Here is a 13,348-nt window from a genome sequence, read left to right on the forward strand (position 1 = left end):
ATCAGGCCCTCATCGCCCAGCTGGAGGTCACGCACGACGACGGGAGCACGACGGTCGTCGCGACCGACGAGAGCTGGTCGGCCGCGCCGAGCCCGATCCTCGTGTCCGGACTGTACGACGGCGAGAAGCACGATGCCCGCGAGGAGCAGCCCGGGTGGTCGCGCCCCGGAGCCGGTGACGACGGATGGAGCCCCGTGCGTGTCGGCCATCGCGACCCGGCGACGCTTGTCGCCCCAGCACTCCCGCCGGTGCGCTGCACCGAGGAACTCGCCCCCGTCACCGTCACCCGGATCGACGACACAACTCACCTGCTCGACTTCGGGCAGAACCTCGTCGGGCGATTGCGCGTCCGGGTGCAGGGGCCGGCCGGGCACGTGGTCGCGCTGCGCCATGCCGAGGTGCTGGAACACGGCGAGCTCGGCATCCGCCCGCTGCGCCTGGCCGACGCGCAAGATCTGATCACGCTCGACGGCGGCGAGCCGCGCTTCTGGGAGCCGAAGTACACCTTCCACGGCTTCCGCTACGCGACGGTCACCGGTCTCGACGAGATCGGGGACGGCGACGTGGTCGCCCGCGTCATCCACAGCGACATGCGCCGCACCGGATGGCTGGAGACGTCGAACCCCGACCTGAACCGCCTGCACGAGAACGTGCGGTGGGGCATGCGCGGCAACTTCCTCAGTATCCCCACCGACTGCCCGCAGCGCGACGAGCGCCTCGGCTGGACCGGCGATGTGCAGGTCTTCGCGCCCACGGCATCCTTCCTCTACGACTCGGCCGGCTTCCTCGAGAACTGGCTCACCGACGTCGCCTTGGAGCAGCTGCCCGACGGCACCATCCCGTGGTTCGTCCCGGTGATTCCCGGCGGCCCCACCTGGAACCCGATCCGGACCGGGGCAGTGTGGGGAGATGTCTCGGTGCTCACGCCGTGGACCCTCCACGAGCGATTCGGCGACCTCGACGTGCTGCGCCGCCAGTACGACAGCGGCCGCAAGTGGGTCGAGCGGATGATCACGCAGTCCGGACCGTCACGGCTCTGGCGCGACGGTCATCAGCTCGGTGACTGGCTCGACCCGGCGGCACCGCCGCACGATCCGGCCGACGCGCGCACCGACAGGTACCTGGTCGCCTCCGCGTACTTCGCCTTCTCGACGCGGCGGCTGGCCGACACCGCCAGGCTCCTCGGTCTGGCGGCCGACGCCGATCGCTACGCGCGGATCGCCGAGGAGGCGCGCGATGCCTTCCGCGCCGAATACGTGCGGCCGGACGGCACTCTGACCTCCGATGCGCAGACCGCGTATGCGCTCGCCATCCGCTTCGGACTCCTGAGCGTGACCGAGGAGGCTGTCGCGGGTCGGCGTCTCGCCGCGCTCGTCCGCGAGGCCGGCAACCGCATCGCGACGGGCTTCGCAGGGACCCCGGTCATCAGCGATGCGCTGTCGCAGACCGGGCACGTCGACACGGCGTACGACCTGATCCTCGAGACCGAGTGCCCGTCGTGGCTGTACACCGTGCGCATGGGTGGGACGACGATCTGGGAGCGCTGGGACTCGATGCTCCCGGACGGATCGATCAATCCGGGCGAGATGACCAGCTTCAACCACTTCGCTCTCGGAAGCGTCGCGGACTGGATGCACCGCGTCATCGGGGGGCTCTCGCCGGCCGCACCCGGATACCGTCGCATCGAGTGGGCACCGCAGCCCGGAGGTGATCTCGAACATGCCCGGGTGGCATTCGAGTCGCCGTACGGACTCATCGAAGGGTCATGGGAGCGTGTGGCCGAAGGAATCCGGTACTCGCTCTCCGTCCCCACCGGTGTCGAGGGCACGATCCGCGTGCCGGGTCTCGACGAGCAGTACGTCGTCTCGGGCGGACGGTTCGAGACGGTCGTCGCGACGATCGACACGGTCGCCGCATGACCGGCCACGTCGAGGCGACGCGGCGTACGCCGTCCTGAGCGCGCTCAGTCACCGCCCGCGGTGGCCGCGATGCGCCGGTTGTGCAGGGCGAGCGCCACGAAGGCGATCCCCGGAACGACGAGCACGATCAGCACCGGCCACCGCCAGCCCTCAGCGGTGAGCATCACGACTCCGAAGACCAGGAGACCCGCGCCGATCGAACGCATCGCGACCGAGCCGACGGGGGTCTCGGCCGGGTTGCGCCAGAACGGCACCGTGCTCGTCGCATTCGCACGCATCGTCATCGCCAGGGCGGTCAGGAAGAGGATCGAGCCGGCCAGGGAGAGGAGCACGCCGAACACATTCATGCCTCGAACGTATCAAGGACGTCACTCGTCCCGTGGAGCGACGATCGCCGCTGGGGGAGCCATCGCGCTGGTCGTGCTCAACGCGCGGGTGCCGCTCGGCGCGCCGCCCCGCGCCCGCTGACCGCTAGCCGCCGTAGGGGCGCACGCAGGTGTCCTGCGCCGCGCTCTGGCCATCGAGGTTCTCGGGGAGCGGGGCGGCGTCGGGCGGTGGTTCCTCCTCGGTCGCACCGTCGTCGGGTTCCGAGCTCGGCGGGGCGGTGTCGTCGGACAACTCGCTGCCACGGCCCGTGCGGTCGGCGCTGATGTTCACCGTTTCGCCGGCCTTCACCCGATCCATCAGCTCGGCAGCGGCGTGCTCGTCGGGGACCACGCGGTCGCCCGCGGGCAGGTGCGGGTACGACACGAACGCGATGTTCTCGAGGGGGAGGTCGCTGAACACCTTCGCCATCGACGTCAGAGTGCCCAGGTCGGCGAGCTGCGTCGACAGGGTCATGTTCCGCGTCGCCGCATCGGCGATGCTGTAGAGCTTCACCGGATCGGTGAGGGTCGACTGGTCGCGCAGCGTGCGCACGAGAGAGGAGAGGAAGACCTGCTGGGTGGAGATGCGAGCGAGGTCGCTGCCGTCACCGACGCCGTAGCGCGAGCGCAGGAGCGCCAGGGCCTGCTCGCCGCTCAGGTCGTACGTCCCCGCGGCGGGGATCTCCAGTCCGGAGTGCCGATCGTGGGTGGGTCCGGCGAAGCAGATGGGAACGCCGCCGACGGCGTTCGAGGCCTCGATGACGCCGGTGAAGCTGATCTCCGCCGCGTAGGCGAGGTCGATGCCGGTCAGCGCGGTGACGGTGGAGGTGACGCAGCCCAGTCCGCCGCGGGCGAGCGATTCGTTGAACTGCACCCGCCAGCCCGCGTTCCAGGTGCTACCCGTCTCGGGATCGGTGCACGCGGGGATGTCGACGAGCAGATCGCGCGGGAAGGAGATGACGGTGGCGGCGTCGTGCGCCTCGTTCACGTGCAGCAGGAGGGTGACGTCGTTCCGGCTGCCTTCGACATCGCCGCCCTCCCCGTACTGGACGCCCTGCCCGGCGCGGCCGTCCGATCCGACGAGCAGCACGTCGAACTCCCCGTCGAAGTCGGCCACGGCGGGAGGCTCCTCGCTGTCGCGTACCGGCTGCAGCTCGACCGTGGTCACGTTCTGGGACAGCCGGATCGCCGCGATCGCGACCGTGCCGCCGGCGATGATCAGGATCCCGACCGCAGTCAGTGTGAGGAAGCGCCGCAGGCGTCTCCGGCGTCGTCGGCTCGGAGAAGGGGGAGGGGGGAGACTCATGGGAAGACCTCTCGACATGGGCGAGCAGCCATCGTCGAGGACGAATGTCACACGAGTGTCACAGGCGAGGGAGAGTCACGCGGAACGTCGCGCCGGGGGATCGGGGGAGGAGCGCGAGCTCCCCGCCGAGGAGTCGCGCGTTGTCGCGGGCGATCGCGAGTCCGAGCCCGGTGCCCACGCCGTCGGAGCGCGAACGGTCGGTGGTGACGAAGCGGTCGAACACCCGATCGGCATCGGGTTCGCCGATGCCGGGGCCGTGGTCGCCGATGTCGATGTGCAGCATGTCGCCGTCTTCGTGCACGCGGACCGTGACGGGCGGGCGACCGTGCCGGGACGCGTTGGTGAGCAGATTCGCCACCACGGTGTGCAGCCGCGACGAGTCGGTGCGGATCCGAAGGTCCGGGGCGACCGACAGTTCGGCGACGTCGACTCCGGTCGCATCCACGACGTCGGTCAGCAGCTCCGCGAGCACGACGGTCGTGCGTTTCACGCGCGCGACCCCGGCATCGAGGCGGGAGAGTTCGAGCAGGTGCTCGATCAGGGAGTGCAGGCGGCGCGTTCCGGCGCGCACGACCGCAGCGGCGACCGCCCGCTCCTCCGCGGTCGCCTGCTCGTCGTCGTCGAGGAGCTCGTCGACCGCGATCATCGAGGTGAGCGGTGTGCGCAGCTCGTGGGCGACGTCGCTGACCAACTGCCGGGACTCCGCCTCACGGCGCTGCAGCTGCCCGATGGTGTCGCCCAGACGCTCCGAGGAGAGGTGGAGGGCGTCGGCCACGCGGTCGACGTCGTCGAAAGACGGCTTCCATTCCCGCGGGCCTTCGCCGGATCCGACCGCATGAGCGGTGTCGACCAGGCGTCGAAGCGGGCGCGTCAACGCACCGCCGAGCAGACGCTCGAGCAGGACCACGAGGACCACGACGCCGCCGCTGAGGAGCGCGCCCGAGACGATGAGCTCTCGCACCTGCTCCTGCTGCGGCTGCATCGAGTACGCCGTGACGACGGCGAGGCGGGCGCTCGGATCCTGGGGGAGATCGTCCCGGACCGTCGAGACGAAGAACACTTCACGACCGTCGAGCGTGGTCATCAGCGAGGTCAGATCGCCGGAGCGACGGCTGTCGTCGATGCCCAGCGCGTCCGGCACCTGGCCCGGACGGAGCTCTCCGGCGCTGCGGCCACTGTCGAGGTCGATGATGACGGTCTCGCCGGGGAGGATCTCGGCGTAGTACTTCCACGTGTCCTTCGGGGATGCGGTGGAGATGGAGGTGAAGAGGGCGTCAGCGGTCGTGGAGAACTCGTCGAGCAGGCCCTCCTGCCGCGACTCGTACACGATGCGCCCCGCGGTGAACACGACGACACCGGTGACGAGCACCGAGACCGCGATCGTGCTGCCGACGAGAGCGAGGGCGATGGCCGTGCGGAGGGTGGGGCGACGACGACGTGCGGTCATCGCAGCCGGTATCCGATCCCCCGCATGGTCTCCAGCTGTGGCGTCGCGACGTTCGCCGCGGTCAGCTTCGCACGCAGCCGCTGGATGGCGGTGTCGACCACCCGCGGAGTGTCGGGTGGCGACTGCGCCCAGACCGCGTCGATCAGGCGCGAGCGGCTCAGGGCGTGACCGTCGTTCAGTGCCAGCTCATGCAGCAGGCGGAACTCGGTGGGGCTCAGCGGCAGGGCCTCGCCGTCGGCCAGTGCTTCCGCGGAGTCCTCATGCAGCTCGAGTGTGCCGACCCGGAGCGGCTCCGCGGCGAGGCGGGAGCTGCGGCGCAGGACCGTCCGCAGGCGCGCTTCGAGCACGGCCACACTGACCGGCTTCGTGATGTAGTCGTCTGCTCCGGCGTCGAGGCCGATGACGACGTCCGCATCCTCATCGCGCGCCGTGAGCATGACGGTCGGGAAGCCCCATCGGGTGCGGATCTCGCGGCACAGCGAGAACCCGTCGCCGTCGGGGAGCATGACGTCGATGATCGCGACATCGGGAGCGATCCGTTCGGCGAGCACGCGGGCAGAGGCAACATCCTCGGCGGTGTCGACGGTGTGACCGCGGCGCCGCAGGGCGGTCGTGAAGCCGAGGCGGATCTCCGCATCGTCATCCACGAGCATGACCTTCATCAGGCGCCCACCTCCTCGGCCATCGCGCGCTTGCGATGTTAGACGCCTGCGCCCGTGGAAGTGCTCCATACGGCGACCGGCATGGGTCGCAGGAAGGCGCCAGGTCGAGCCGCTACCCTCGGGGCATGCGCCGAATCCTCGTCCTCCCGCTCGTGCTCGCCGCCGGCCTCATCCTGGCGGGCTGCTCGCAGGTGACGCAGATGGCGGGCGATGCTCTCGGCGTCGACGTGCAGGCCGCCTGCACCACCATCGACGACGCGTACGGGCAGTACCAGACGCTGCTCGACCAGGGGGAGCTCTCGGCCGAGCAGGCGGATGCCGCGCGCGACGACCTGGTCGCCTCCCTCAACGGGCTGGCCGAGAACACCGACGGTCAGCTGGGCGACCTCATCCGCTCGGGTGCGGAGAAGATCGGCGGGATGACAGACCTGCAGGCACCCGAGACCGTCGAGGCGATCGAGCAGCTCAAGAACTCCGCCTCTGCCTTCTGCGGCTGACCGCGAGAGGTGCTCGCCGATCGCATCGGTGTCAAGGGGCGTGCCACTGCGCCTGCACCGCCGTAGCGTCGGACCGACATGGACGCCGCCCCGCATGCGCGGAGCCTGCGGCGTCTGCCCACGGGAAGGAACGCACATGAGTGGTGGAAGCGACGACATCCGCACCGACCGGAACGACATCAGCACGGAGCCGGGCCCGGGTGCAGAGGAGAACGACAACCTCGGCGCCGAGGACGGCAAGGGGAACCCGCCCACGGTGGTCCCGAGCGACGGAGGCGACGCCGACGACGCCGATGTCCTCGCGGAAGACCCCGAAGACGGCTGACCGCCGACCGGCTAGGCCGTGACCTGCGCGGCGGGGGAGTTCGACCGCTTCGCCGCGGTCGGCGTCGCCCGCCGCATCGCATAGGCCCAGGTGGCGAGACCCAGGAGCGGTCCCCAGAGCCAGAACGGGAACATCAGAAGCACGTACACGGAGTTCTCCACGTTGCCCACGCCCTCCAGCGCGAACTGGATGCCGGCCGCCGTGAACAGGACGCTGACGAGGCTCGCCGGGACGATGGCCAGCCCGGGCGGCACCGATCGCCCGCCGAGTCCCGCGAGGAAGCGGGGGAACCGCTCGCCCCACGGCAGGATCAGCCCGAGAGTGAGCACGCCTCCCGTGAGCATCGCTGCACCGAGCGCGAGGCCGAGCGCACGCACCGACGGGTCTGCGGCGAACATCTCCGCGCTTCCGCCGAACAGCGGCCAGGGGGTCAGCCAGCTCGCGCGGGCGAACGCGTAGGGGAGGGAGCACGCGGCCGCCACGATCGTGATCGCGCGGCGGTGCCGGAGCACCTCGCGCGCAAATCGGCTCCGGCGGGACGACGGGTCGGCGATCATCCAGATCAGCAGGCCGGCGGCCGCGGCGACATGCGCGAGTGCCAGACCGGCCTGCGGGAGGATCATGCCGTAACTGCCCAGGATCTGTGGGACGAGCGGCCCGGCCCCGAGTCCGATGGCGGCGTAGGCGAGGGCGCCGACGACCCCGGCGGCGAGGAGGAGACCGAGCAGCGGACGGCGCAGCACCGTGAGCACGATGAGGACCAGAACTCCGACGATGACCATCATCGCGAAGGTATAACCCGCCGCGGCGATCACGCCTCCGGGCATCGTGACGGCGAGGAGCCCCCCGGCCACGAGACCGACCGTGTGCAGGAGCCACCGCGGCACGGCGCGGTTCGCGAGGTCACGAGTCGCCAGTGCGGACACGGATACGAGGAGCGCGGCGAGCGCCCCCGTGAGGGAGAGCGCGAGTTCGACGCCGTGACCGAGGTTGCCGACGAGGCTCGAGGGCAGTGCGTCGGTGCCGGGGGTGAGCATCCTCACGAGGCTGGTGACGGTCACGGCCAGGGCGCCGACAGCGGCGGCGAGAAGGACGATGATGCGTGTGGGAATGGACATGCTTCCACGCTAGGAACGCGTTCCGCCGCCGACTTCGACCGCAGGGGTCATCCTCCTCACCCGCAGGAGTGAACCTGCCGGCGCAGAGCGGTCAGCGTCCCGGGCGCAGCAGCCCGTTCTCGTATGCCCAGATGACGACGTGCACCCGGTCGGGAACGCCGAGCTTCGCGAGGACGGCCTTCACATGCGTCTTCACCGTGTTCGCCGAGAGGAACAGCGTCCGAGCGATGTCGTCGTTCGAGGCGCCGGTGGCGAGAGCGCGGGCGACCTCCTGCTCGCGAGGGCTGAGGGCGGCGAGCGCCGACGCCGGGTCTGCTCCGGGGGCGCCGTCGCGAACGAATCCGATCAGTGCCTCGGTGGCGCGCGACGACATCACCGACTCGCCGGCGGCCACGGCGACGGCGGCATCCGCGAGTTCCGCCGGGCTGGCGTCTTTGGTGAGGAAGCCGCTCGCCCCCTCGCGGATCGCGGCGTACACGTACTCGTCCAGGTCGAAGGTGGTGAGGATCAGGACCCGGGTGGCCGGGCGGAGGCGCCGCACCTCGCGGGTGGCGGCGATGCCGTCCATCCCCGGCATCCGGATGTCCATCAGGACCACGTCGACGGCATGAGCGCGCACATGCTCGATCGCTGCTTCGCCGGACGACGCGGTGGCCACGTCCGACAGGCGCGGATCGCGCGAGAGCATCAGCGCGATGGCGGTGCGGAACAGCTCCTGGTCGTCGACGATCAGAATGCGCAGGGTCATCCGATGCTCCTCTCGGTCGGAAGATCCACCGTGACGATCCAACCCCGCGGATCCCGTCCGTGCGCGGTGAGCGTGCCGCCGGCGAGCCGCACCCGCTCGGTGATGCCTACCAGGCCCACGCCGCTGCCGAGATCGGTCACGACCGGGCCCGACCCGCCGTCATCGCGCACCGTGGCATGCACGGAGTCGGGTCGCCAGTCGAGGCTCACCTCGATCTTCACCGGGGAGGCGTTGTGTCGGACGGAGTTCGTGAGCGCCTCGCGCACCGCATGATGCAGTGCCAGCGCGGCGTCGGCGCGAAGTGGAGCCCTGGTGCCCGACTCGCTCAGCCGCACGTCGGTCGAGGGAGTACGCACGCCCTCGACGAGCTCCTCCAGGGAGTCGACGGTGGGCAACGGCTGGCGCGGGGCATCGTCGGCGACGACCGAACGCATTCCGCGCAGAGCCTCACGGCCGGTGTCCACGACGATCCCGAGAGCAGCGTCACTCCGGTCGGGGTTCTCGGCGCGCACCGCACGGGCGACTTCGGCCTGGGCGATCATCACCGTCATCGAGTGGGCGACGAGGTCGTGCAGGTCGCGGTTGATCCGTCCGCGCTCATCCGCGATCGCCTGCGAGACGCGCGCCGCCATCCGCTCCTCGGCCTGGTCACGCCGCACCCGCAGGACCAGTCCCAGCGCCCAGGCCGCCGCGATCGCGCCGCTGAGTCCGAGGAACGCCCCGAGGCGGAGTTCCGGATCGTCGAGTCGCAGTTCCGTGAAGGCTATGAGGCCCGCGCCGAAGATGCCGCCCGCCAACGCCGCGATCCGCACGGTCGTACGCGTCTGCGCGGCGACTTGGCCGATGACGAGCAGGTAGGCCGCGGCCGATGGGAGGAAGGCTCCGGATGCCGCGCGGATACCCGGGACGAGCACGAGTGCGCACATGACGGCGTTCGCGATCACGATCGCGGCGACCGGGTGCCGCACGGCGAGCAGTGTCGTGAGGTGGAGCACCACGTACAGGGCGATCATGAGCGCGAGGATCCAGGGCTCGGGGCGCGTGGCCGGCTCTGTGAGGATCGCGATGCTCGACGGCAGCAGGATCACGAGGGCGATGAGCGCCACGATGACGTCGACACGCAGCCAGGCGTGCCGACGGGGACTCGCGACAGAGGCCTCGGACCGCATCGCCCTCATGTTCTCACGCGGCTTCGCGGCGGCGGATCACCCCTCCGGGTGAGTGGCGAGCGGCGGCGCAGTCGGCGGGACGAGGGCTTCGGCGACGGCCTCCGCGACGATCGCGCTCGCGCGGGCATCGAGATGGATGCCGTCGGGGTGCCGTGTGACGGACCGGCGGGTGACGTCGAAGACATCGATCAGGTCGACCCCCAGCCTGCTCGCGACGGCGCGCACGATCGGGGCCACCTCGTCGGCGATGATCCGCTCGTGGACCCCGCGGCGATTCGGGAACGCGACGGGCGGAGTCAGCAGGAAGACGGTCGCGCCGCGCGTGCGGTAGCGCTCGACGAACGCGGCGAGCTGGGTCTGGTAGCGCTCCGCATTCCAGTTGTCGCCGCGGGCATCGTTCGAGCCGAGCATGACGAGCACGATGGCCGCGCCCGCGTGCAGAGACGCCGTGGCCTGGGGAGTCGCGTCGTACGGCCAGTCGCCTTCCTGCTGCAGCGTGCACCGATTCACGCCGTAGTTGAGTACCTGGTACTGCTCGCCGAGGAGCTGTTCGAGGCGGCCCGGGTAGGACCGGCGGCCCCGGCCTCGGAACAGCATCCCTGCACCATAGGTGTTGCTGTCACCGACGGCGGCGATGCGGATCCGGTCTTCCCGGGGGTGGGGCAGCGGCGGGTACATGACGCGTCTGTAGACGACGCCGACGACGGCCGCGAAGGCAGCGACCGCCGCCGCGATGGCGACGAGGGGTTTCCCGGTCGGGCGCGTGCCGGTCATCGAAGCGATCTGCCGATCTCGTCACGGATCATCCATCCATCCTCTCTCAATCGCCGTCTGACGGGGCTGCACGCGGGAGACTGTCTCCGACGCCCGCACGCGCACGAGAGGAGAACGATGACGACCGTCTTTCCCCGTTCCGTCTCGGTGGTGATCCCGGTGCGGAACGACGCCGTCCTTCTCGAGCAGTGCCTGCGCGCTCTCGAGCGGCAGACCCGCCGACCCGACGAGGTCGTGGTCGTCGACAACGGCAGCACGGATGACACGGTGGCCGTCGCCGAGCGGTTCGGTGCACGCGTGGTGACCGAGCCCGTGCAGGGCATTCCTCGGGCCTCGGCGGCGGGCTACGACGCGGCGACGGGCGATATCATCGCGCGGCTGGATGCCGACTCGCGCCCGCGGCCTGACTGGATCGAGCGGATCGAGCGGACCTTCCGAAGCCGTGACGGCCTCGACTTCCTCACCGGCGACCCGAGCTTCTACGGCTCCACGCCGCTGGTGCACTGGATGGGGGAGCACCTCTACATCGGCGGCATGTACACGGTGCTCACGCCGCTGCTCGGGCATGCACCGCTGTTCGGCTCGAACATGGCGATGCGCGCCGAGACCTGGCGGTTGCTGAGCGGCGAGGTGCACCGCGAGGAGCAGAACATCCACGACGACTTCGACCTGTCGTTCCACGTGCGCCCCGAGATGACCGTGCTGCGGGACCGGAGTCTGGTCGTCGAGGTGTCGGCGCGTCCGTTCCGGGACTGGGAGTCACTCCGGCGTCGGCTGAGCTATGTGCTCCCCACGGTCCGGCTGCATCTGTCGCACGAGCCGCTGCGCGTGCGGCGACGGGCGCGGCGTGAGGCTGATGCGGAGGCCCTCCGCGGCTGAGTCAGCCGTCGGCGCGCGCGTAGAGATCGAGCAGGTCGGCCGTGAGTTGATGCGGAGTGGTCTCGCTCGGGCTGTGTCCGGTCGCGTAAGCGCGGAAGTCGGCGCCGATGTCGTGGGCGTAGCGTTCGTGGGCGGCCAGCGGCCACAGGTCGTGCGAGCCGGCGACGACCAGCTTCGTCATGTCCAGTGCCCGCACGCGGCCGCGCACATCGGGTGCGGTCATCATGAGCCCGACGATCTCGTCGACGCTGCGCCTGCTCGTGAGCGCGAACCGGGAGCGGACGAACTCGAGCCTCCGGGGTGGGACGCGGTTCTTGTTCGTCACGATCCCCCAGATCATGAGTCCGGCGCCTCGGCGAGGGCTTGCTATCGGGGCGATCGGGCCCAGCCACTTCATGGTCGCGAAGACGTTGCCGACGCCGGGGGGAGTGGTCAGGAGCGCCAGGGAGAGCACGAGATCGGGGCGACGGACGGCGACCAGCTGCGCGACCGTGCCGGCGAAGGAGTAGCCCAGCAGATGAGCGGGGGTGCCGGCTTCGAGGAAGGCGATGAGGTCGCCGATGAACAGCTCGTATGTGTAGCTCGTGTGCGCCCCGGCGGCATGTGATTCGTACTGTCCGGCGAGGTCGAACGACTGCACGAAGAAGCCCGCCTCCGCCAGGAGCGGCAGCATCAGTGCGAAGTCCTCCTTGGAACCGGTCGCCCCCGGTACCAGGACCACGCGCGGATGCGCGGGATCGCCCAGCGACACCACGGCCAGCTCACCGCTCGGCGCCGAGAATCGCGAGGCCGTCGACCCGACGGGCGGCACCGTCCAGTCGACGTCGCCGAGTGCCGCGTCGAGGTCTGCCGGGGCGATGTGCGCCCGCTCACTCCGCGAATCCGTCGACACGCTGACACGCTACCGCTCGGGGTGCCCGCCGAGAAGGAAGAGCGCCGTCACTGTCGGATCTCCCTGCGCTGCCGACAGTGGGCAGAGAGTCCCTCGGGGCCGCCGGGCGACTCTGCGCCCGGTCATGCGCATAAGGAAGGCGGCCCATGAAGCCGAAGAAGTTTGTCCCTGTCCTCACGATCACCGCGATCGCGGCGGTCGCTCTCGCCGGATGCTCCGGGGAATCGGCGGGCCCGCAGCAGGGCGTGTTCGAGTTCGAGTCGGCCTACGGCGATTCGACCACGGGTGAGCTGCTCATCCGCGTTCCGGAGGCTCTCATCGAGGCCGCGGGCAGCGATGCCGACGCACTGCTCGTGCGTGAGGTGCGGGCCACGCCTCGCGAGCTCGACGGCGCGCAGTACTGTGCCGTCGACCTCGCCATGACCTACGCGGGCGATGCGCCCGACGTGCTCACGGAGCCGTCGATGACCCGGGCCGAGCGGGAGGCGCAGGCGGAGGACGAGTTCGAGCGTCGGCTGATCGGCGACTTCGGCGTGAGCACTGAGGAGGAGGCGCTCGCGAACGGCGCGGATCCTGCGCACATCGAGGAGCTGAAGGAGGTCGCCGGCATCGGTGCACCGTTCACGCCGACGCCGGCGTGGGCTCCGCTGATGACCGCCGTGCCGGTCACCGATCTCGACGACGCCGATGCCGCACCGGGCTCTACCACTCCGATGACTACGCGACCCTGACGCTGGTGCAGGACTGTGCGGCATCCGCATCGGATTACGACAACAGCACCGAGTTCTGGCTCCCTGCGATCGCCGATGACGGCGGGATCACCCGGTTCGCCGGTATGAACCTCGCCGTGATGACGTCGGGCACGATGTTCGTCCACGAGGCGGAGATCTCCGGCTACGTCCGTGACTCGGAGGGCAACTGGATCGCCAGCTGACGGCGGTTCCGCTCCGTGTGTCGGGGGTTCCTCTCATCGTTCCGGTGAGAGGAACCCCTGATCCTGCTCCAGCGTCGTGCGAGCCAGCCCGCGAGCCACCTCGAACGGCGTGCCGAACGTCTCCATGCCGACCGTGACGATGGCGCCCTCGTAGAGCAGCATCAGGGCCTTCGACATCAGGTCGGGGTCCGCGGCGCCGGCTTCACGGCAGAGCTCGGCGAAGAGGTCGAGCAGCCAGGCCTTCTGACGGGCCACCTCGGGGAAGACGGGATGCCCGTCGTGGCCGTCGCCGATCTCGGCGCGGGCGTTGATC

15 protein-coding genes and 1 pseudogene are annotated in these 13,348 nt (G+C 70.3%); 6 read left to right on the forward strand and 10 right to left on the reverse strand.

Going from position 1 to position 13,348, the window contains the following annotated elements; translation table 11 throughout:
• Nucleotides 1-1,919: alpha-L-rhamnosidase (locus ACNPM4_RS04000; protein ID WP_448984767.1), on the forward strand; the 1,919-nt coding region annotated here is incomplete at its 5' end.
• A 44-nt stretch (nucleotides 1,920-1,963) separates the two neighbouring features.
• Here the strand turns inward: ACNPM4_RS04000 and ACNPM4_RS04005 are convergent.
• The 4 genes from ACNPM4_RS04005 to ACNPM4_RS04020 form a co-directional block, all read right to left on the reverse strand.
• On the reverse strand, nucleotides 1,964-2,266 hold the full coding sequence (locus ACNPM4_RS04005) for a hypothetical protein (RefSeq protein WP_448984768.1): 303 nt from the start codon (nucleotides 2,264-2,266) through the stop codon (nucleotides 1,964-1,966).
• A gap of 124 nt (nucleotides 2,267-2,390) precedes the next feature.
• The gene (locus ACNPM4_RS04010; protein ID WP_448984769.1) at nucleotides 2,391-3,590 is read right to left on the reverse strand and encodes an LCP family protein; all 1,200 of its coding nucleotides are present in this window, start codon (nucleotides 3,588-3,590) and stop codon (nucleotides 2,391-2,393) included.
• Nucleotides 3,591-3,648: 58 nt separating this feature from the next.
• A complete protein-coding gene (locus tag ACNPM4_RS04015) occupies nucleotides 3,649-5,037 on the reverse strand; it encodes a sensor histidine kinase (protein ID WP_448984770.1) in 1,389 nt (462 codons plus the stop codon).
• Nucleotides 5,034-5,699 (reverse strand): response regulator transcription factor, encoded by a 666-nt coding sequence (locus tag ACNPM4_RS04020; protein ID WP_448984771.1) that lies wholly within the window; start codon nucleotides 5,697-5,699, stop codon nucleotides 5,034-5,036. Before ACNPM4_RS04020 ends, ACNPM4_RS04015 begins: the two co-directional genes overlap by 4 nt.
• Before the next feature lie 125 nt (nucleotides 5,700-5,824).
• On the opposite strand from ACNPM4_RS04020, the gene ACNPM4_RS04025 reads away from it, so the two are divergent.
• Both ACNPM4_RS04025 and ACNPM4_RS04030 read left to right on the forward strand, forming a co-directional pair.
• Nucleotides 5,825-6,196 carry a hypothetical protein gene (locus ACNPM4_RS04025; RefSeq protein WP_091028623.1) on the forward strand — a complete coding sequence of 124 codons (372 nt, stop codon included), beginning with the start codon at nucleotides 5,825-5,827 and terminating at the stop codon, nucleotides 6,194-6,196.
• A gap of 136 nt (nucleotides 6,197-6,332) precedes the next feature.
• Entirely contained in the window at nucleotides 6,333-6,521 is a 189-nt protein-coding gene (locus ACNPM4_RS04030) for a hypothetical protein (protein ID WP_029262184.1), read from the forward strand.
• Nucleotides 6,522-6,532: 11 nt separating this feature from the next.
• On the opposite strand, the gene ACNPM4_RS04035 is transcribed toward ACNPM4_RS04030, so the two are convergent.
• The 4 genes from ACNPM4_RS04035 to ACNPM4_RS04050 form a co-directional block, all read right to left on the reverse strand.
• Nucleotides 6,533-7,639: a hypothetical protein gene (locus ACNPM4_RS04035; protein ID WP_448984772.1), complete on the reverse strand. Its 1,107-nt coding sequence runs from the start codon at nucleotides 7,637-7,639 to the stop codon at nucleotides 6,533-6,535.
• 91 nt (nucleotides 7,640-7,730) lie between these two features.
• Complete coding sequence (locus ACNPM4_RS04040) at nucleotides 7,731-8,387, reverse strand: response regulator (protein ID WP_448984773.1); 657 nt, start codon at nucleotides 8,385-8,387, stop codon at nucleotides 7,731-7,733.
• Nucleotides 8,384-9,556 (reverse strand): sensor histidine kinase, encoded by a 1,173-nt coding sequence (locus ACNPM4_RS04045; RefSeq protein WP_448984774.1) that lies wholly within the window; start codon nucleotides 9,554-9,556, stop codon nucleotides 8,384-8,386. The genes ACNPM4_RS04040 and ACNPM4_RS04045 overlap by 4 nt, the downstream gene beginning before the upstream one ends.
• 36 nt (nucleotides 9,557-9,592) lie before the next feature.
• Nucleotides 9,593-10,330: a GDSL-type esterase/lipase family protein gene (locus ACNPM4_RS04050; RefSeq protein ID WP_448984775.1), complete on the reverse strand. Its 738-nt coding sequence runs from the start codon at nucleotides 10,328-10,330 to the stop codon at nucleotides 9,593-9,595.
• Nucleotides 10,331-10,447: 117 nt separating this feature from the next.
• Here ACNPM4_RS04050 and ACNPM4_RS04055 point away from each other — a divergent pair, with 117 nt between their 5' ends.
• Nucleotides 10,448-11,209, forward strand: coding sequence for a glycosyltransferase family 2 protein (locus ACNPM4_RS04055; RefSeq protein WP_448984776.1), 762 nt, complete (start codon nucleotides 10,448-10,450; stop codon nucleotides 11,207-11,209).
• Between the two features lies 1 nt (nucleotide 11,210).
• Here ACNPM4_RS04055 and ACNPM4_RS04060 read toward each other — a convergent pair whose 3' ends face one another.
• A complete protein-coding gene (locus ACNPM4_RS04060) occupies nucleotides 11,211-12,101 on the reverse strand; it encodes an alpha/beta fold hydrolase (RefSeq protein WP_448984777.1) in 891 nt (296 codons plus the stop codon).
• A 146-nt stretch (nucleotides 12,102-12,247) separates the two neighbouring features.
• On the opposite strand from ACNPM4_RS04060, the gene ACNPM4_RS04065 reads away from it, so the two are divergent.
• Both ACNPM4_RS04065 and ACNPM4_RS04070 read left to right on the forward strand, forming a co-directional pair.
• Nucleotides 12,248-12,832 carry a hypothetical protein gene (locus tag ACNPM4_RS04065; RefSeq protein ID WP_448984778.1) on the forward strand — a complete coding sequence of 195 codons (585 nt, stop codon included), beginning with the start codon at nucleotides 12,248-12,250 and terminating at the stop codon, nucleotides 12,830-12,832.
• 5 nt (nucleotides 12,833-12,837) lie between these two features.
• A complete protein-coding gene (locus ACNPM4_RS04070) occupies nucleotides 12,838-13,035 on the forward strand; it encodes a hypothetical protein (protein ID WP_448984779.1) in 198 nt (65 codons plus the stop codon).
• Between the two features lie 33 nt (nucleotides 13,036-13,068).
• Here the strand turns inward: ACNPM4_RS04070 and ACNPM4_RS04075 are convergent.
• A pseudogene (locus ACNPM4_RS04075) lies at nucleotides 13,069-13,348 on the reverse strand (TetR/AcrR family transcriptional regulator); the annotation flags it as partial.

The organism is Microbacterium umsixpiens (assembly GCF_053543675.1).